Raw genomic sequence first — 18,432 nt, 5'->3', positions numbered from 1 at the left:
AAAATTCAGGTTGTGGGCAGGCGCTTTGATGGCACCTGCCGGTCAACGGTATTGGAGGAAGACGTTGTCTCGCCCGAACTGGTCACGCAGGGCTTGAATCAAGGTATCCGCCGGGTCGATCCGCCAGGTCTCGCCGAACTGCAGCAAGGTCTTCGCATCGGGGCTGGTGTATTCCATGGTGATCGGGCACGCCCCGCGATGACGCTTGAGCAAATCCCCCAACCAGCGTAGCTGATCGCCTTTCAGGTCCTGGGTCTGCAACTTCAGGCGCAGGCTCTCGGCCAGGTTGGTGCGCGCATCTTCCATGCTCATCACCCGCTTGACCCGCAGGCGCAGGCCGCCGGAGAAGTCATCGTTGCTGACCTCGCCTTCGACCACCACCATCGCATCGGTCTGAAGCAGCGATTGCGCGGAGTGGAACGCATCGGCGAACAGCGACGCCTCGATCCGCCCGGAGCGGTCGTCGAGGGTGATGAAGCCCATCTTGTCGCCCTTTTTGTTCTTCATCACCCGCAGGGCGATGATCATCCCCGCCACGGTCTGGGTGTCCCGGGCCGGTTTCAGGTCGATGATGCGCTGACGGGCGAAACGGCGGATTTCACCTTCGTACTCGTCAATCGGGTGACCGGTCAGGTACAGGCCCAAGGTGTCTTTTTCACCTTTGAGCCGCTCCTTGAGGGTCAGCTCTTTCGCCTTGCGGTGGATTGCATAAACGTCCGCGTCTTCCTCGACGAACAGCCCACCGAACAGGTCGGCGTGACCGCTGTCACGGGTGCGCGCGGTCTGCTCGGCCGACTTGATCGCCTCTTCCATCGCCGCCAGCAGCACGGCGCGGTTGCGGTCGATGTTGGCCTGATAGGCCTTTTGCTCGTCATGGAAGTACGGGCCGAGGCGATCCAGCGCGCCGCTGCGGATCAGACCGTCCAGCGTGCGCTTGTTGATGCGTTTGAGGTCGACCCGGGCGCAGAAGTCGAACAAATCCTTGAACGGACCGGCCTGACGGGCTTCGGTGATTGCTTCCACCGGGCCTTCGCCGACGCCTTTGATCGCACCCAGGCCATACACGATGCGGCCTTCGTCGTTCACCGTAAACTTGAACTCCGAAGTGTTCACGTCCGGCGCATCGAGGCGCAGCTTCATCGTGCGCACTTCCTCGATCAAGGTCACGACCTTGTCGGTGTTGTGCATGTCCGCCGACAGTACCGCGGCCATGAATGGCGCCGGGTAGTGAGCCTTCAGCCAGGCAGTCTGGTACGACACCAGGCCGTAGGCGGCGGAGTGGGATTTGTTGAAGCCGTAACCGGCGAATTTCTCTACCAGGTCAAAAATGTTACCGGCCAGATCCGCGTCGATATTGTTCGACGCGCAACCCTCAATGAAACCGCCGCGCTGCTTGGCCATTTCCTCGGGTTTCTTCTTGCCCATCGCCCGACGCAGCATGTCCGCACCACCGAGGGTGTAACCGGCCATGACCTGGGCGATCTGCATCACCTGTTCCTGATACAGGATGATGCCGTAGGTCGGCGCCAGCACCGGCTGCAAACCTTCGTACTGGTAATCCGGGTGCGGATACGCAAGTTCTGCGCGACCGTGCTTACGGTTGATGAAGTCATCCACCATGCCGGACTGCAGCGGGCCCGGACGGAACAGGGCTACCAGTGCGATCAAGTCTTCGAGGCAGTCGGGCTTGAGCTTTTTGATCAGCTCTTTCATGCCACGGGATTCAAGCTGGAACACCGCAGTGGTTTCAGCTTTTTGCAGCAGCTGATAGGTCGGCTTGTCATCCAGCGGGATGAACGCGATGTCCAGCGGCGGCTCGTTGACCTTCGCGCGGTCGCGGTTGATGGTTTTCAGCGCCCAGTCGATGATCGTCAGGGTCCGCAGGCCGAGGAAGTCGAACTTCACCAGACCGGCCGCCTCAACGTCGTCCTTGTCGAACTGGGTCACCAGACCGTCGCCGGCCTCGTCGCAATAGATCGGCGAGAAGTCGGTCAGCTTGGTCGGCGCGATGACTACACCACCGGCGTGTTTACCGACGTTACGCACCACGCCTTCGAGCTTGCGCGCCATCTCCCAGATTTCCGCCGCTTCTTCATCGACCTTGATGAAGTCGCGCAGGATTTCTTCCTGCTCGTAGGCTTTTTCCAAAGTCATGCCGACTTCGAACGGAATCATCTTCGACAGGCGATCCGCCAGGCCGAACGACTTGCCCTGGGCCCGAGCCACGTCGCGAACCACAGCCTTCGCCGCCATGGAACCGAAGGTGATGATCTGGCTTACGGCGTTACGGCCGTATTTTTCGGCCACGTAATCGATTACCCGGTCGCGACCGTCCATGCAGAAGTCGACGTCGAAGTCGGGCATCGATACCCGTTCCGGGTTAAGGAAACGTTCGAACAGCAGGTCATATTCCAGCGGGTCGAGGTCGGTGATCTTCTGCACATAGGCCACCAGCGATCCGGCACCCGACCCCCGGCCAGGGCCAACCGGCACACCGTTGTTCTTGGCCCACTGGATAAAGTCCATCACGATCAGGAAGTAACCGGGGAACCCCATCTGGATGATGATATCCAGCTCGAAATTCAGCCGGTCGACGTAGACCTGACGCTTGGCCTCGTAGTCTTCGGTGGTGTCCTTGGGCAGCAGCACGCTGAGGCGATCTTCCAGACCGTCGAACGACACCTTGCGGAAATACTCGTCGATGGTCATGCCATCGGGAATCGGATAGTCGGGCAGGAAGTGCTTGCCCAGCTTCACGTCGATGTTGCAGCGCTTGGCGATCTCGACGGTGTTCTCGATCGCATCCGGCAGGTCGCTGAACAGCTCGGCCATTTCTTCGGCGCTTTTCAGGTACTGCTGATCGCTGTAGTTCTTCGAACGCCGCGGATCGTCGAGGGCCCGGCCCTCACCGATGCAGACGCGGGTTTCGTGAGCGGCGAAGTCTTCCTGCTTGATGAAGCGCACATCGTTGGTGGCGACCAGTGGTGCGCCAAGCTTGTCGGCCAGGGCCACGGCGCCGTGCAGCTGTTCTTCGTCATTCGGACGGTTGGTGCGCTGGACTTCCAGATAGAAACGATCCGGGAACACCGCCATCCATTCGCGCGCCAGGGTTTCGGCCTCGGCAGGGTTGCCGCCGATCATGGCCATACCGATCTCGCCTTCTTTGGCGGCGGACAGCATGATCAGGCCCTCGTTGGCCTCGGCGACCCATTCACGCTCGATGATGATCATGCCGTTGCGCTGACCTTCGATGAAGCCACGGGAAATCAGCTCGGTCAGGTTGCGATAGCCCTGGGCATTCATGACCAGCAGGCTGAGGCGGCTCAACGGACCATCCGGGTCCTTGTTCGACAGCCACAGGTCGGCGCCGCAGATCGGCTTGATCCCCGCGCCCATGGTGTTTTTATAGAATTTGACCAGCGAACACATGTTGTTCTGGTCGGTCACCGCAACGGCCGGCATGCCCATGCCGGTCAGGGCCTTGACCAGCGGCTTGATCCGCACCAGCCCGTCGACCAGGGAGTATTCAGTGTGCAGGCGTAGATGAACGAATGAAGCCGGCATAGTGATCCTGTCCAGTTACATAGAGACAACAAGGCCCGGATTGTACCGGGCCCCGAACAAAACATCAGCCTCGCCGCTAAACCTGCGCGAGACCTTCCAGCGCTTCATAAGCCTGCCGAACCGGGGCAAAGGAACGCCGGTGAATCGGCGTCGGCCCGAGACGCACCAGCGCTTCCAGATGAACGGGCGTCGGGTAGCCTTTGTGGCCGCCGATGCCGTAACCCGGGTAGATCAATTCGAACGCCGCCATCTCGCGGTCGCGGCTGACCTTGGCCAGAATCGAGGCCGCTGCAATGGCCGGGACCTTGCTGTCGCCCTTGACCACCGCTTCGGAACGCATCGGCAGTTTCGGGCAGCGGTTGCCGTCGATCATCGCCAGTTTCGGCTGGATGTGCAGGCCAGCGACGGCGCGCTGCATCGCCAGCATGGTGGCGTGAAGGATGTTCAATTCGTCGATTTCTTCGACTTCGGCGCGGGCGATGCACCAGCTGAGCGCCTTCTCGCAGATTTCGTCGTAGAGCTTTTCGCGCTTGGCTTCGGTGAGTTTCTTCGAGTCGTTGAGACCGAGAATCGGCCGGTTCGGATCGAGGATCACCGCTGCGGTGACGACCGCGCCGCACAACGGGCCGCGCCCGACTTCATCGACACCGGCCACCAGTTCTTCGACTTCGGCGACCAGGGTGAAATCCAGGCCCATCTGCATGCTTGTCTTGCTCATCGTGTTTGCCCGATCAGGTTCAGAACGGCGTCAGCCGCCTGATTGGAAGCGTCCAGGCGCAGAGTGCGATGAATTTCGTCGAAACCGCGGGTCTGTTCTTCGCCACCGTCGATCAACGGCGACAAGGTCTGGGCGAGCGCCTCGACCGTGGCATCATCCTGCAACAATTCCGGGACCAGCAATCGCTGGGCCAACAGGTTCGGCAGGGACACGTACGGGCTCTTGACCATGCGTTTGAGAATCCAGAACGTCAGCGGAGCAAGACGATAGGCCACGACCATCGGACGCTTGTACAGCAGCGCTTCCAGGGTCGCCGTACCCGACGCGATCAGAACCGCGTTGCACGCCGCCAGGGCCAGATGGGATTTGCCATCGAGCAGAGTCACCGGCAGGTCGCGGCCGGCCAGCAGCTCTTCGAGCTGGGCACGGCGCTCGGGGTTGGCGCACGGTATGACGAAACGCACGCCCGGGCGCATGGCCCGCAGGCGTTGGGCGGTATCAAGGAACAGCGCACCCAGACGACTGACTTCGCCGCCCCGGCTGCCGGGCATCAAAGCCACCAGCGGGCCGTCCGGCAGACCGAGTTCGGCCCGCGCAGCGGCGCGATCGGCCTCCAGTGGAATGGTGTCGGCCAGCGTGTGGCCGACGAACCGCACCGGTACGCCCTTCTCTTCGTAGAATCTGGCTTCGAACGGCAACAGCGTGAGCATCAGGTCGCAGCCTTCGCGGATCTTCAGCACCCGCTTCTGCCGCCATGCCCACACCGAAGGGCTGACGTAGTGCACGGTCTTGATCCCGGCCTGACGCAGCTTGAGTTCGATATTGAGGTTGAAATCCGGCGCATCGATGCCGATGAAGACATCCGGCTTTTCAGCGATAAGCGTGGCGATCAGGTCCTTGCGGCGCTTGAGCAATTCACGCAACCGACCGAGAACTTCCACCAGCCCCATGACCGACAGACGCTCCATCGGAAAATAGGAGGTCAGGCCTTCGGCCTGCATCAGCGGGCCGCCGACACCAATGAACTCCACCGCAGGATGCTGTGCCTTGAGGGCACGCATCAGACCGGCGCCCAGAATGTCACCGGAAGCCTCCCCCGCCACCAGCGCAATACGCAGATTGGCCATGGTCAGCGGGTGATGCCGCGGGTCGACGACTGGATGGAGTCACGGAACATCGCGACTTCCGGGAACTGTGCAGACGGCTCGGCCAGTTCGGCCAGCGCCTGTTCGACGGTGAGGCCCTGGCGATACACCGTTTTGTACGCACGGCGCAGGGCGTGAATGGCGTCTTCGCTGAAACCGCGACGGCGCATGCCCTCGAAGTTCATGCTGCGCGCTTCGGCCGGGTTGCCGAATACGGTGACGAACGCCGGAACGTCCTTGCCGATCGCCGTGCCCATGCCGGAAAAGCTGTGGGCGCCAATGTGGCAATACTGATGCACCAGGGTGAAACCGGACAGGATCGCCCAGTCATCAACGTGCACATGGCCGGCCAACGCAGTGTTGTTGACCAGGATGCAGTGGTTGCCGATGACGCTGTCATGTCCGATGTGGGCATAGGCCATGATCAGGTTGTGATCACCCAGGGTCGTTTCGGAACGATCCTGAACGGTGCCACGGTGAATCGTCACGCCTTCGCGGATGACGTTGTGGTCACCGATCACCAGGCGGGTTTCTTCTCCCTTGTATTTCAGGTCCGGCGTATCTTCGCCTACCGAGGAAAACTGGTAGATGCGGTTGTGCTTGCCGATACGGGTCGGACCTTTGAGGATCACGTGTGGCCCGATGACCGTACCCTCGCCGATTTCCACACCTGCACCGATGATCGACCACGGGCCGACCTCGACGCCATCAGCCAGGACGGCCGACGGATCGATGATTGCGCGAGGGTCAATCAAACTCATAGCTTGCGTTCCGCACAGATGATTTCAGCCGAGCAGACCGGTTTGCCATCGACCGAAGCCTGGCATTCGAACTTCCAGATCTGACGCTTGCAGCTGATGAACTTGGCTTCGAGGATCAACTGATCACCCGGCAGCACCGGCTGGCGGAAGCGCAGCTTGTCGGAGCCGACGAAGTAGTAAAGCGTGCCGTCGGCCGGTTTCACGTCAAGCATCTTGAAACCGAGGATCCCGGCAGCCTGAGCCATGGCTTCGATGATCAGCACGCCCGGCATGATCGGATGCGCAGGGAAGTGACCATTGAAGAACGGTTCGTTGATGCTGACATTCTTGTAGGCGCGAATGCGCTTGCCTTCAGTATCCAGCTCCACTACCCGGTCCACCAGCAGGAACGGGTAACGGTGAGGCAGGTATTCGCGAATCTCGTTGATGTCCATCATTTCGGGGGGAAGCCTATGTAAAGATTGGGAGCGCGACTGACGCGCACTCCTCTAGCAAATCAAGGAGGCAGTCCAGAGGCTGTGCACACTTGATATGGAAATGGTATCAGCCTTCAGATGAAGCATTACCGTCGGGGGTCACTTCCCCGGACCGCTTTTCCAGCTGTTTCAAACGTCGCGCGATGTCATCGAGCTGACGAATACGGGCCGCGCTTTTGCGCCATTCGGCCGCAGGTTGCATGGCTGTGCCGGAAGAATAGGCACCCGGCTCGGTAATCGAGTGGGTCACCATGGTCATCCCGGTCAGGAATACGTTGTCGCAAATATCGATGTGCCCGACCAGGCCAACACCCCCGGCGAGCATGCAGTGCTTGCCAATCTTGGTGCTGCCGGAAATCCCCACGCACGCTGCCATGGCGGTATGGTCACCGACCTGCACGTTGTGGGCGATCTGAATCTGGTTGTCGAGCTTCACGCCGTTACCGATCACGGTATCGGCCAACGCACCGCGGTCGATGGCGGTATTCACGCCAATCTCCACATCGTCGCCGATGGTCACGCCACCGATCTGGGCAATTTTCTGCCAGATGCCCTTCTCGTTGGCAAAGCCGAAGCCTTCACCGCCGAGCACGGCCCCGGACTGGATCACCACACGCTTGCCGATCCGCACATCGTGATACAGCGTGACCCGCGGGGCCAGCCAGCCGCCCTCGCCAATTTCACTGCGCTCACCGACGACGCAATGCGCGCCAAGTGTCACGCCTGCACCGATTCGGGCACCGGCTTCGATCACCACGAAGGGACCAACACTGGCACTCGGATCGACCACGGCATCCTCGGCGATCACCGCCGTCGGATGAACGCCGGCAGTTGCCTTGGGCTTCGGATCGAACAGATGGGAAATGCGTGCGTAAGCCAGGTAAGGATCCGGCACCACCAGCGCATCACCGGCATAACCTTCCGCGTCGGCAGCCTTGAGCAACAGGGCTGCAGCTTGCGAGCCTGCCAGATATTTACGGTATTGGGGGTTTGCCAGAAAGCTCAACTGAGCTGGGCCAGCCTCCTGCAAGGTGGCTAGCCCAGTAATTTGCTTCTCGGGGTCGCCACTCAGGGTGGCGCCGAGGAACTCGGCCAACTGGCCGAGCTTGATGGTCACGGTCATGGGTTACTTCAGCTGATTCATGCGCTCGATAACCTGGCGCGTGATGTCGTACTGAGGTTTGACATCGATCACTGCGCCACGCTCGAACACCAGGTCAAAACCACCTTTCTTGATGACTTCTTCCACTGCGCTATCCAGTTTCGGCTTCAGTTGCTTCAGCATTTCGCGGTCGGCAACAGCCTTGGCTTCGTTCAGCTCCTTGGACTGGAACTGGAAGTCACGAGCCTTTTGCTTGAACTCAAGCTCCAGACGCTCGCGCTCGCCTTGCTGCATCTTGTCGCCACCGGCCATCAGACGATCCTGAATGCCCTTGGCGCTGCTTTCCAGGGTCTTGAGTTTGGTCAGTTGCGGGCCGAACTTCTTCTCGGCATCCACGGCGTACTTCTTGGCCGCGTCGGATTCCAGCAGAGCCATCTGATAGTTCAGAACGGCGATTTTCATGTCGGCAAATGCCGGGCCTGCCACCAGTACGGAGGCCAGGAGAACCAATTGAGTCAACTTACGCACGATGCACTCCTACAAAATCCATTGTCGTTATCTTGGGTCAGACGCTTAGAACGTCTGGCCGAGGGAGAATTGGAACACTTGAGTTTCAGCGTCATCCGGTTTCTTGATCGGCATCGCCAGTGCAAAACTCAGCGGGCCCAGTGCGGTAACCCAGGTCACGCCGACACCGACGGAGCTGGCCATGTTGCTGAGGCTGATGTCGTTGCACTGAGTGTTCGATTTAGTACCGTTGGCGTTCGTAGTATCGGAACACTTGGAGTCGAATACGTTACCGACATCCCAGAATACCGAAGTACGCAGGGAACGCTGATCCTTGACGAACGGCAGCGGGAACAGAACCTCGACACCGCCCTGGATCAGGACGTTACCACCGAACGGCAGCGGATCCTGGTCCGGGTCAGCCAATGTGCCCGGGTTGGTGCCTCGGCTCGGCGTACTGCGCGGGCCCAGGGTGCTGTCCTTGAAGCCACGAACCGAGTTGAAACCACCAGCATAGTAGTTTTCATAGAACGGCAAGCCGTCGGTCGAACCGTAACCGTCGCCATAACCCAGTTCGGTGTGCAGGCGCAGGGTGTAGTTTTCGCTGATCGGCTGGAACAGCTGACCACGGTAATCAAGTTTGTAGAACGACAGATCGCTGCCTGGAACGGTGGTTTCCAGCGTCAGGCTCTGGGAGCGACCACGGGTCGGCAATACACCCTTGTTCAAGGTGGACTCGGACCAGCCGGCCGAGGCCTTGAAGTTCAGGTACTTGTCGCCTTCTTTGTTAACGAAGTCGAAAATCTCGTCAACGGTGTAGGTACCGGTCTTGATCTCATCCTGTTGAACGGACAGGCCGAAGGTCAGACGCGAAGTCTCGCTGATCGGGTAGCCCACATTCACGCCGGCGCCCAGGCTGTCTACCGCATAGCTCGCTACGTCGACGTCGAGGTCTTTGTAGTCGGTGGTGCGGTAGAAGGCGTTGTAACCCAGGCTCACGCCATCGGCGGTCCAGTAGGGGTCAACGTAACCGAAGTTGTAGCGGCTCTGGTATTCGCTGCGGGTCAGGCCGACGCTGACGCGGTTACCGGTACCGAGGAAGTTGTTCTGGGTGATCGAACCACCGAGGATCAGACCGGCACTCTGGGCGAAACCGACGCTGGCGGTGATCGAACCGGAAGCCTGCTCTTCAACGCTGTAGTTCACGTCAACCTGGTCATCGACACCTGGCACGGCCGGAGTCTCGACGTTGACTTCCTTGAAGAAGCCCAGACGCTCCAGACGGGTCTTGGACTGGTCGATCAGGTAGGTCGAAGCCCAGCCACCTTCCATCTGACGCATTTCACGACGCAGCACTTCGTCCTCGGACTTGGTGTTGCCACGGAAGTTGATGCGGTTGACGTAGGCACGCTTGCCCGGATCGACAGCAAACAGGATATCGACGGTGTGATCTTCGTCGTGCGGTTGTGGCACGCCGTTGACGTTGGCGAAGGTGTAACCCTCGTTACCCAGACGACGGGTGATCAGCTCGGAGGTGGTGGTCATCAGCTTGCGCGAGAACACCTGGCCTTTCTGCACCAGCAACAGGGACTTGACCTGATCTTCAGGAACCTTCAGGTCACCGCTGAGCTTGACGTCACGAACGGTGTACTTCTCGCCTTCGTTGACGTTGACGGTGATGTAGACGTGCTTCTTGTCCGGGGTGATGGACACCTGGGTCGAAGCGATATCCATGTTGATATAGCCGCGGTCCAGGTAGTAGGAACGCAGACGCTCCAGGTCACCGGACAGTTTTTCACGGGCGTACTTGTCGTCGTTCTTGAAGAACGACAGCCAGTTGGTGGTTTTCAGTTCGAACAGGTCGGTCAGGTCTTCCTCGGGGAAAACCGTGTTGCCAACCACGTTGATGTGCTGAATGGCAGCGACGGTGCCTTCGTTGATCTTCACTTTCAGGCCGACACGGTTGCGCGGCTGCGAGACCACTTCGGTATCGACGGTAGCCGAGTAACGACCTTGTGCAACGTATTGACGTTGCAGCTCGTTACGCACGCCCTCGAGGGTCGCGCGCTGGAAGATCTCGCCTTCGGCCAGACCGGATTGCTTGAGGCCTTTCATCAGGTCTTCGGTGGAGATCGCCTTGTTGCCTTCGATCTCGATGCTCGCGACCGAGGGACGTTCGACGACAGTGATCACCAGAACGTTGCCTTCGCGGCCCAGCTGGATATCTTGAAAGAAACCGGTTTTGAACAACGCACGAGTGGATTCCACCAGGCGACGATCATCCGCCTGCTCGCCGACGTTCAACGGCAAGGCACCAAAGACGCTACCCGCGGAGACCCGCTGGAGGCCATTGACGCGAATATCAGAGATAGTGAAGGACTCGGCGTGAACTTCGGCGATCATCAATACGGTGAGAACCGCAGTTAGCAGCAGACGTTTCATGAAGTCCTTTCTTATTCCAACTGGCAATAAACAAACTGCCGCAAAATGCGGCAGATTCGCAATTCAGCGAAGCGTTACAGACGACCCAGATCGTTGACCAGAGCAAGCAACATCACCCCGACCACCAAACTGATACCGATCTGTATCCCCCAACCTTGCACCCGATCCGACAAGGGACGACCACGCGCCCACTCGATCAGATAAAACAACAAATGCCCCCCATCCAGTACAGGAATGGGCAGCAAATTCAGAACCCCCAGGCTAATACTCAGATAAGCAAGGAAATTCAGGAAATCAGCGACGCCCGACTGGGCAGAAGCGCCCGCCACTTTAGCAATGGTTATCGGTCCACTCAAGTTTTTTACCGAGAGCTCGCCGAAGAGCATTTTCTTCAGTGAATCCAGCGTCAGGACGCTCATGGTCCAGGTGCGACGGGCACCCTCGCCAATTGCCGCCAAAGGCCCGTAACTGACCTCGCGGATCATTTCCGGCGGCCAGTCGACAGCCTTCACACCCGCCCCCAGGTAACCGCTTGGAGACTTTTTATCGCCACGCGCGGCCAGTGTCACAGGGACGTCGATTTGAACACCGTCGCGCTCGACGCGCAGCACGATTTTGGTATCAGGACGCGTACGAACGGTGTCGACTACTTGCTGCCAGTCATCCAGCGCCTTGCCATCCAGCGTCAGCAGACGATCGCCGGTTTTCAGCCCGGCTGCCTGGGCCGGACCTTTCGGGTCGAGTTCGGCCAGCACCGGCGGCAATGCCGGGCGCCAAGGGCGAATGCCGAGAGAGCGAATCGGATCCGGCTCGTCAGCCCCCTTGAGCCATTTATGGAGTGCCAGTTCACGAGGCGTATCCGCCGTAGAGCCCTGCTCGCGCACCAGTACCTGCAAGGAACCGCTTTCCCCGAGACGTCGCACCAGTTGCAGGTTGACCGCAGCCCAGCCCGAGGTCGGCTCGCCATCGATCGCGACGATCTCCTGACCGGCGCTCAGCCCAGCCGTTGCGGCGATGCTGCCGGACTCCACCGAACCGATGACCGGGCGAATCTGCTCGCTGCCGAGCATGGCCAGCACCCAGAAGAACACCAGCGCGAGCAGAAAGTTGGCCACAGGGCCGGCCGCTACAATGGCGATACGCTGACGAACAGACTTGCGATTGAATGACTGATGGCGCTGATCGGCCGGTACTTCGCCTTCGCGCTCATCGAGCATCTTGACGTAACCACCCAGCGGAATGGCCGCGACCACGAACTCGGTACCCTGCTTGTCATGCCAGCGTAGCAGCGGCATGCCGAAGCCCACGGAGAAACGCAGAACCTTGACGCCACAGCGACGCGCGACCCAGAAATGGCCGAATTCGTGAAAGGTGACCAGCACACCCAGAGCGATCAGGGTGCCGGCAATCATATAGAGCGCGCTCATCTACTTTCTCCGCAATCCTGTCCAGTGCCGCGTGAAGCCATGTGTTGCAAGACCTATCGGCCGTGACGACTCAACCACTGTCCGGCCAATGTCCGGGCAGTCGCGTCAGCGGTGAACACCGCATCGAGATTGTCCAGGGCCACCACAGGCTCGAGGTTCAAGACTTCCTCGATGATACTCGCGATTTCCAGGTAGCGAACCCGTCCGTCGAGAAACGCGGCAACCGCCACTTCATTCGCCGCATTGAGCATGGCCGGGGCGCTATTTCCCGCCTCAGCCGCCTGGCGCGCCAGACGCAGACACGGAAAGCGCTCTTCGTCGGGGGCTTCGAAATCCAGGCGCGCAACAGCGAACAGATCCAGCGGCGCCACGCCCGAATCGATGCGCTCAGGCCAGGCCAGAGCATTGGCAATCGGCGTACGCATGTCGGGATTGCCCAACTGCGCCAGCACCGAGCCGTCCACGTAATCGACCAGCGAATGAATCACGCTTTGTGGATGGATCACCACTTCGACTTGCGAAGGCTTGGCATCGAACAACCAGCAGGCCTCGATCAACTCGAGCCCCTTGTTCATCATGCTGGCCGAATCGACCGAGATCTTGCGGCCCATCGACCAGTTCGGGTGTGCACACGCCTGGTCAGGTGAAACATGCGCCAGTTCGGCCATCGGCGTCTGCCGGAAAGGGCCGCCAGAGGCTGTCAGCAAAATCCGGCGGACCCCAACCTTGCTCAACCCGCGAGCAAAGTCTTGCGGCATGCACTGGAAAATCGCGTTGTGCTCACTGTCGATCGGCAGCAGGACCGAACCACTCTTGCGCACGGCCTGCATGAACAAGGCGCCGGACATGACCAGCGCTTCCTTGTTGGCCAGAAGAATCTTCTTGCCCGCCTCGACAGCCGCGAGGGTCGGACGCAGACCGGCGGCGCCGACGATGGCGGCCATGACAGCATCCACCTCGGGCGCAGCAGCGACCTGACACAAGCCTTCCTCGCCAACCAGCACCTGCGTCGACAGGCCTGCCGCACGCAAATCGTCCTGCAGATTGCGGGCAGCGCCGGCTTCCGGCACTACCGCAAATTTCGGGAGATGGCGAACACACAGGGCAAACAGTTCGCTCAGACGGGTAAAACCGCTCAGGGCGAAAGCCTGATAACGCTCCGGATGCCGGGCGATGACATCCAGGGTGCTCAGACCGATCGAACCGGTCGCCCCCAGGACGGTAATCTGTTGTGGGCGACTCACGACGCCGCCATCCACAACAGCACCGCAAAGACCGGAATCGCCGCCGTCAGGCTGTCGATGCGATCCAGCACGCCACCGTGGCCGGGCAGCAGATTACTGCTGTCCTTGATGCCGGACTGACGCTTGAACATGCTTTCGGTCAGATCGCCCACCACCGAGATGAAGACAATCACCGCAGCGCCGATCAATCCTTTGAAAAGTTGCGCCACCGTCCAGTCACGGAACAGCGCGACCAGGGTGGTGATGACCAGACTCAGCGCCAGACCGCCATACACGCCTTCCCAGCTTTTGCCGGGACTGACTTGCGGCGCCAGCTTGCGCTTGCCGAACGCGCGGCCGGAGAAATACGCCCCGATATCAGCACCCCAGACCAGCACCATCACGGCCATGATCAGCCAGTTGCCGAGCGGGTATTGCTTGATCTGCACCAGCCCTTGCCAGGCGGGCAACAGAATCAGCAAACCGATCACCAGCTTGCTGGCGGCACTGGACCAACGCTCGCTGGAACGCGGGTACGTCAACACCAGCCACGTCGCCAGTGCCCACCAGATCACCGAAGCGCCCAGCACCCAAGGCGCCAGCCCCGGCAGGATGTACATGACGAACAGCATCAGCGCGACCACTGCCGCGTAGCCGACACGAAATGCCTGCGCGGTGAAGCCAGCCAGACGCGCCCATTCCCAGCCCCCCAGACTCACGACCAGCCCGATGAACAGGGCAAAACCTGAGCCTTCGAGCAGGAAAAAACCGCCCAGGGCGATCGGCAGCAGAATCAGTGCAGTGATGATGCGTTGTTTAAGCATTAAACCCGGGCTCCAGCTTCAACCTGCTCACTCGTTTTACCGAAGCGACGCTGGCGCAAAGCGAAATCGGCCAGCGCATTGCGCATGGCTTCGTGTTTGAAGTCCGGCCAGAACAGGTCGGAGAAGTACAACTCGGCGTAAGCCAGCTGCCACAAAAGGAAATTGCTGATGCGGTGCTCGCCACCGGTGCGGATGCACAAGTCGGGCAACGGCAGATCACCGGTGACCAGACAGGTCTGCAGCAGATCCGGCGTGATGTCTTCCGGCCGCAGATGACCGGCCTGAACCTCGCGCGCCAGACGCTGCGCCGCTTGCGCAATGTCCCACTGACCACCGTAGTTGGCGGCGATCTGCAGGATGAAACGGTTGGCACCGGCGGTCATCGCTTCGGCCTCACGCATGGCTGCCTGAAGCTCCGGATGGAACCGCGTACGGTCACCGATGATGCGCAGACTGATGTTGTTGTCGTTCAGGCGCTTGGCCTCGCGACGCAACGCCTTGAAGAACAGATCCATCAAGGCGCTGACCTCATCGGCCGGGCGCTGCCAGTTTTCACTGGAAAAAGCGAACAGGGTGAGCACCTCGACCTTGGCCTCGGCACACACCTCAATCACCGCCCGTACAGCATCCACGCCCGCTTTATGCCCGGCGACACCCGGCATGAAGCGTTTTTTCGCCCAGCGATTATTGCCATCCATGATGATCGCGACATGGCGCGGCACCGCGGACGGCGCAGTCTGCTTGGTCTTGTCCATTTAAAACTCGACCCTTATACGGCCATCAGGTCTTTTTCTTTCTCGTCCGTGGCCTTGGTGATCTGGGCCTCGGATTCTTTGGTCAGCTTATCGATATCAGCGATGGCACGACGCTCTTCGTCTTCGCTGATTTCCTTGTCCTTGACCAGTTTCTTGAGCTCGCCCAAGGCATCACGACGAATATTGCGCACGGCAACACGCGCGTCTTCAGCAGCGCTACGCGCCTGCTTGGTGAAGCCTTTACGCGTTTCCTCGGTGAGGGCCGGCATAGGGATCAACAGCAACTCACCCAGGTTGGTCGGGTTGAGGTTCAGACCAGCGCTCTGGATTGCCTTGTCGACGGCAGCGAGCATGTTGCGCTCGAACGCCACGACCTGCAGGGTGCGCGAGTCTTTCACGGTGACGTTGGCAACGCCGCTCAGCGGGGTGTCGGTGCCGTAGTAAGGCACCATGACACTGCCGAGGATGCTCGGGTGAGCCTTGCCAGTACGAATCTGGCCGAACGCGTGGTTCAGAGACTCCAGGGATTTCTGCATACGCGCTTGGGCGTCTTTCTTGATTTCGTTGATCATTGTTGGCCTTCCTCGATCAAAGTCCCTTCTGCGCCGCCGTGCACAATGTTCAGCAGGGCACCGGGCTTGTTCATGTTAAATACGCGCAGCGGCATCTTGTGATCGCGGCACAGGCAGATAGCCGTCAGATCCATTACACCCAGCTTGCGATCCAGTACTTCATCGTATGTCAGATGATCGAACTTCTCGGCATGCGGGTCTTTGAACGGGTCAGCGGTGTAGACGCCATCGACCTTGGTCGCCTTGAGCACGACATCAGCGTCGATTTCAATGGCGCGCAGGCAGGCTGCCGAATCCGTGGTAAAGAACGGATTGCCGGTACCGGCCGCGAAGATCACCACGTCCTTGGAGTTCAGGTGGCGCATGGCCTTGCGACGGTCATAGTGATCGGTCACACCGACCATGGAGATGGCCGACATCACGATGGCCGAGATATTGGCACGTTCCAGCGCGTCGCGCATGGCCAGGGCGTTCATCACAGTGGCCAGCATGCCCATGTGGTCGCCCGTGACCCGATCCATACCGGCCTTGCTCAGCGCTTCACCGCGGAACAGGTTGCCACCACCGATCACCAGACCGACCTGGACGCCGATGCCGACCAGCTGGCCGACTTCCAGCGCCATGCGATCCAGCACCTTCGGATCGATCCCGAACTCTTCCGAGCCCATCAGGGCCTCGCCGCTAAGCTTGAGTAGAATGCGTTTATAGCGAGCCTGATAACCACTGCCCTGCTGAGCCATTGCGAATCTCTCCTGCGGCGTATTTTAAAAATTCTTTGCGAGCTGTTTACAGCTGGCGTTCACTCTAGCTTGGCGCTGCTTCAGCGCCATCGGAACATGGCTTTGTAAGTCAGTTCCAAGGGGAAACCAATTAAAAATTGGTAACCCTATCTGAAAAGAGGCTGCGCGCGTGAGCGGGCAGCCTCTTTCGGGCGACAGTTGAAAAACCGTCTTATTGCTTGGCGGCAGCCAGCTGGGCAGCAACTTCTTCAGCGAAGTTGTCGACCGGCTTCTCGATGCCTTCGCCTACTTTGAAGTAGGTGAAGGAAACGATTTCAGCGCCGCCTTTCTTGGCCAGCTCGCCAACCTTGATTTCAGGGTTCTTGACGAACGCCTGCTCAACCAGGCTTGCTTCTGCCAGGAACTTGCTGATACGGCCTTTGACCATGTTCTCAACAATGTTTTCTGGCTTGCCTTTGATTTTTTCTTCGTTCAGCTGCAGGAACACAGCTTTTTCACGCTCGATCGCTTCATCGGAGACTTGCGAAGGCAGCAGGAACTCAGGGTTGCTTGCAGCAACGTGCATTGCGATGTCTTTGGCCAGCTCGACGTCGCCGCCTTTCAGGACAACAGCAACACCGATTTTGTTGCCGTGCAGGTAGGTGCCGACTACGTCGCCTTCTACGCGCACCAGGCGACGGATGTTGACGTTCTCGCCTACTTTGGCAACCAGTGCTTCGCGAGCGGCTTCTTGAGCAGCGATCAGCGGAGCTGCGTCGGTCAGCTTGTCAGCGAATGCTTTGTCAACGCTGGCAGCAACGAAGTTTTTGAAGTCGTCCTGCAGAGCCAGGAAGTCGGTCTGCGAGTTGACTTCGATCAGAACGGCAGCCTTGCCGTCGTCCTTGATGGCGATAGCGCCTTCAGCGGCAACGTTGCCAGCTTTCTTGGCAGCCTTGATCGCGCCCGAAGCACGCATGTCATCAATGGCTTTTTCGATGTCGCCGCCAGCCTTTTCCAGGGCTTTCTTGCAATCCATCATGCCTTCGCCGGTACGCTCGCGCAGTTCTTTGACCAACGCTGCAGTAATTGCTGCCATTTTCAAATTCCTCTTGGATAGGTTTTCAACCATTCCACCCGATCGAACGGGCGTTCAATTCTTCCCGAGCCACCTTGTAGCCGCTGCACGTTACAGATGCTGTAGCTGCGCTGCCGACAAATGGTTTTCGAGGTGGCAAAAAGGGGGCCAAGCCCCCTTTTTGCTTACTGAGTCAACGCCAGGGCGTCAATTACTCAGCTGCAGCCTGAGTTTCTTCAGCTGCGAATTCTACAGTACCGCCAGCAACGTTGTTGCGACCGCGGATGACTGCGTCAGCCATCGAACCCATGTACAGCTGGATAGCGCGGATTGCGTCATCGTTGCCTGGGATGATGTAGTCAACGCCTTCCGGGCTGCTGTTGGTATCGACAACGCCGATGACCGGGATGCCCAGCTTGTTGGCTTCGGTGATCGCGATGCGCTCGTGGTCAACGTCGATCACGAACAGTGCGTCTGGCAGACCGCCCATGTCCTTGATGCCGCCCAGGGAGCGATCCAGCTTCTCAAGATCGCGAGTGCGCATCAGCGCTTCTTTCTTGGTCAGCTTGGCGAAAGTACCGTCTTCGGCTTGTACTTCAAGGTCACGCAGACGCTTGATGGAAGCACGAATGGTCTTGAAGTTGGTCAGCATGCCGCCCAACCAGCGGTGATCGACGTACGGCGAACCGCAACGTGCTGCTTCTTCAGCAACGATCTTGCCAGCGGAACGCTTGGTGCCGACGAACAGAATCTTGTTTTTGCCCTGGGCCAGACGCTCTACGAAAGTCAGAGCTTCGTTGAACATTGGCAGGGTTTTTTCAAGGTTGATGATGTGAATCTTGTTACGCGCGCCGAAAATGTATTTACCCATTTTCGGATTCCAGTAACGGGTTTGGTGACCGAAGTGCACACCGGCCTTCAGCATATCGCGCATGTTGACTTGGGACATGATAGTTCCTTGATAAGTCGGGTTGGGCCTCCACGTATCCCAATGACCAACCATTGATCCGAGGATCAACGGCACCCAGGCCATCGTGTCGACACGTGTGTGGGTTAATGCTCTCGGGGCTATCCCCGGAAAGCGGCGCATTTTATACCACAGGGACGACGCAAACGGAACCC

Annotated in this window: 16 protein-coding genes; all 16 read right to left on the bottom strand. The window is 59.4% G+C overall.

Annotated elements, in window-relative coordinates:
- Positions 1 to 42: 42 nt before the first annotated feature.
- Entirely contained in the window at positions 43 to 3,564 is a 3,522-nt protein-coding gene (gene dnaE, locus CAF90_RS06615; protein WP_085605221.1) for a DNA polymerase III subunit alpha, read from the bottom strand.
- 76 nt (positions 3,565 to 3,640) lie between these two features.
- Positions 3,641 to 4,267, bottom strand: coding sequence for a ribonuclease HII (gene rnhB, locus CAF90_RS06610; RefSeq protein WP_007954798.1), 627 nt, complete (start codon positions 4,265 to 4,267; stop codon positions 3,641 to 3,643).
- Positions 4,268 to 4,278: 11 nt separating this feature from the next.
- Positions 4,279 to 5,409 (bottom strand): lipid-A-disaccharide synthase, encoded by a 1,131-nt coding sequence (gene lpxB, locus CAF90_RS06605; RefSeq protein ID WP_011332691.1) that lies wholly within the window; start codon positions 5,407 to 5,409, stop codon positions 4,279 to 4,281.
- Positions 5,410 to 5,411: 2 nt separating this feature from the next.
- Positions 5,412 to 6,188, bottom strand: a complete 777-nt coding sequence (gene lpxA, locus CAF90_RS06600; protein ID WP_007954792.1) for an acyl-ACP--UDP-N-acetylglucosamine O-acyltransferase — start codon at positions 6,186 to 6,188, stop codon at positions 5,412 to 5,414.
- A complete protein-coding gene (gene fabZ, locus CAF90_RS06595) occupies positions 6,185 to 6,625 on the bottom strand; it encodes a 3-hydroxyacyl-ACP dehydratase FabZ (protein WP_003222142.1) in 441 nt (146 codons plus the stop codon). Before fabZ ends, lpxA begins: the two co-directional genes overlap by 4 nt.
- 106 nt (positions 6,626 to 6,731) lie before the next feature.
- Positions 6,732 to 7,787, bottom strand: coding sequence for a UDP-3-O-(3-hydroxymyristoyl)glucosamine N-acyltransferase (gene lpxD, locus CAF90_RS06590; RefSeq protein ID WP_085605219.1), 1,056 nt, complete (start codon positions 7,785 to 7,787; stop codon positions 6,732 to 6,734).
- A 3-nt stretch (positions 7,788 to 7,790) separates the two neighbouring features.
- Positions 7,791 to 8,294: an OmpH family outer membrane protein gene (locus tag CAF90_RS06585; RefSeq protein ID WP_003222140.1), complete on the bottom strand. Its 504-nt coding sequence runs from the start codon at positions 8,292 to 8,294 to the stop codon at positions 7,791 to 7,793.
- 45 nt (positions 8,295 to 8,339) lie between these two features.
- Positions 8,340 to 10,715: an outer membrane protein assembly factor BamA gene (gene bamA, locus CAF90_RS06580; protein WP_007954787.1), complete on the bottom strand. Its 2,376-nt coding sequence runs from the start codon at positions 10,713 to 10,715 to the stop codon at positions 8,340 to 8,342.
- A 74-nt stretch (positions 10,716 to 10,789) separates the two neighbouring features.
- A complete protein-coding gene (gene rseP / locus CAF90_RS06575; protein ID WP_085605217.1) occupies positions 10,790 to 12,142 on the bottom strand; it encodes a sigma E protease regulator RseP in 1,353 nt (450 codons plus the stop codon).
- A 53-nt stretch (positions 12,143 to 12,195) separates the two neighbouring features.
- On the bottom strand, positions 12,196 to 13,386 hold the full coding sequence (gene ispC / locus CAF90_RS06570; RefSeq protein ID WP_085605215.1) for a 1-deoxy-D-xylulose-5-phosphate reductoisomerase: 1,191 nt from the start codon (positions 13,384 to 13,386) through the stop codon (positions 12,196 to 12,198).
- Entirely contained in the window at positions 13,383 to 14,189 is an 807-nt protein-coding gene (locus tag CAF90_RS06565) for a phosphatidate cytidylyltransferase (protein WP_085605213.1), read from the bottom strand. Before CAF90_RS06565 ends, ispC begins: the two co-directional genes overlap by 4 nt.
- A complete protein-coding gene (gene uppS / locus CAF90_RS06560; RefSeq protein ID WP_007954779.1) occupies positions 14,189 to 14,944 on the bottom strand; it encodes a polyprenyl diphosphate synthase in 756 nt (251 codons plus the stop codon). Before uppS ends, CAF90_RS06565 begins: the two co-directional genes overlap by 1 nt.
- Before the next feature lie 14 nt (positions 14,945 to 14,958).
- Positions 14,959 to 15,516, bottom strand: coding sequence for a ribosome recycling factor (gene frr, locus CAF90_RS06555; protein ID WP_007954771.1), 558 nt, complete (start codon positions 15,514 to 15,516; stop codon positions 14,959 to 14,961).
- The gene (gene pyrH / locus CAF90_RS06550) at positions 15,513 to 16,256 is read right to left on the bottom strand and encodes a UMP kinase (protein ID WP_003222124.1); all 744 of its coding nucleotides are present in this window, start codon (positions 16,254 to 16,256) and stop codon (positions 15,513 to 15,515) included. The genes frr and pyrH overlap by 4 nt, the downstream gene beginning before the upstream one ends.
- 211 nt (positions 16,257 to 16,467) lie before the next feature.
- Entirely contained in the window at positions 16,468 to 17,331 is an 864-nt protein-coding gene (tsf, locus tag CAF90_RS06545; protein WP_011332682.1) for a translation elongation factor Ts, read from the bottom strand.
- A 190-nt stretch (positions 17,332 to 17,521) separates the two neighbouring features.
- Positions 17,522 to 18,259: a 30S ribosomal protein S2 gene (gene rpsB / locus CAF90_RS06540; protein ID WP_008052780.1), complete on the bottom strand. Its 738-nt coding sequence runs from the start codon at positions 18,257 to 18,259 to the stop codon at positions 17,522 to 17,524.
- Between the last annotated feature and the right edge of the window lie 173 nt (positions 18,260 to 18,432).

The organism is Pseudomonas sp. B37(2017), assembly GCF_002112885.1.
GTDB lineage: Bacteria > Pseudomonadota > Gammaproteobacteria > Pseudomonadales > Pseudomonadaceae > Aquipseudomonas > Aquipseudomonas paraglycinae.
Note: the sequence above shows the minus strand (reverse complement) of the source record. Positions and strands in the feature narration are given on the sequence as shown.

Excerpts from the sequence above, each read along its gene's own strand:
- dnaE (WP_085605221.1), bottom strand. The coding sequence starts at position 3,564 with ATGCCGGCTTCATTCGTTCATCTACGCCTGCACACTGAATACTCCCTG.
- rnhB (WP_007954798.1), bottom strand. The coding sequence starts at position 4,267 with ATGCAGATGGGCCTGGATTTCACCCTGGTCGCCGAAGTCGAAGAACTG.
- lpxB (WP_011332691.1), bottom strand. The coding sequence starts at position 5,409 with ATGGCCAATCTGCGTATTGCGCTGGTGGCGGGGGAGGCTTCCGGTGAC.
- lpxA (WP_007954792.1), bottom strand. The coding sequence starts at position 6,188 with ATGAGTTTGATTGACCCTCGCGCAATCATCGATCCGTCGGCCGTCCTG.
- fabZ (WP_003222142.1), bottom strand. The coding sequence starts at position 6,625 with ATGATGGACATCAACGAGATTCGCGAATACCTGCCTCACCGTTACCCG.
- lpxD (WP_085605219.1), bottom strand. The coding sequence starts at position 7,787 with ATGACCGTGACCATCAAGCTCGGCCAGTTGGCCGAGTTCCTCGGCGCC.
- bamA (WP_007954787.1), bottom strand. The coding sequence starts at position 10,715 with ATGAAACGTCTGCTGCTAACTGCGGTTCTCACCGTATTGATGATCGCC.
- rseP (WP_085605217.1), bottom strand. The coding sequence starts at position 12,142 with ATGAGCGCGCTCTATATGATTGCCGGCACCCTGATCGCTCTGGGTGTG.
- CAF90_RS06565 (WP_085605213.1), bottom strand. The coding sequence starts at position 14,189 with ATGCTTAAACAACGCATCATCACTGCACTGATTCTGCTGCCGATCGCC.
- uppS (WP_007954779.1), bottom strand. The coding sequence starts at position 14,944 with ATGGACAAGACCAAGCAGACTGCGCCGTCCGCGGTGCCGCGCCATGTC.
- frr (WP_007954771.1), bottom strand. The coding sequence starts at position 15,516 with ATGATCAACGAAATCAAGAAAGACGCCCAAGCGCGTATGCAGAAATCC.
- pyrH (WP_003222124.1), bottom strand. The coding sequence starts at position 16,256 with ATGGCTCAGCAGGGCAGTGGTTATCAGGCTCGCTATAAACGCATTCTA.
- tsf (WP_011332682.1), bottom strand. The coding sequence starts at position 17,331 with ATGGCAGCAATTACTGCAGCGTTGGTCAAAGAACTGCGCGAGCGTACC.
- rpsB (WP_008052780.1), bottom strand. The coding sequence starts at position 18,259 with ATGTCCCAAGTCAACATGCGCGATATGCTGAAGGCCGGTGTGCACTTC.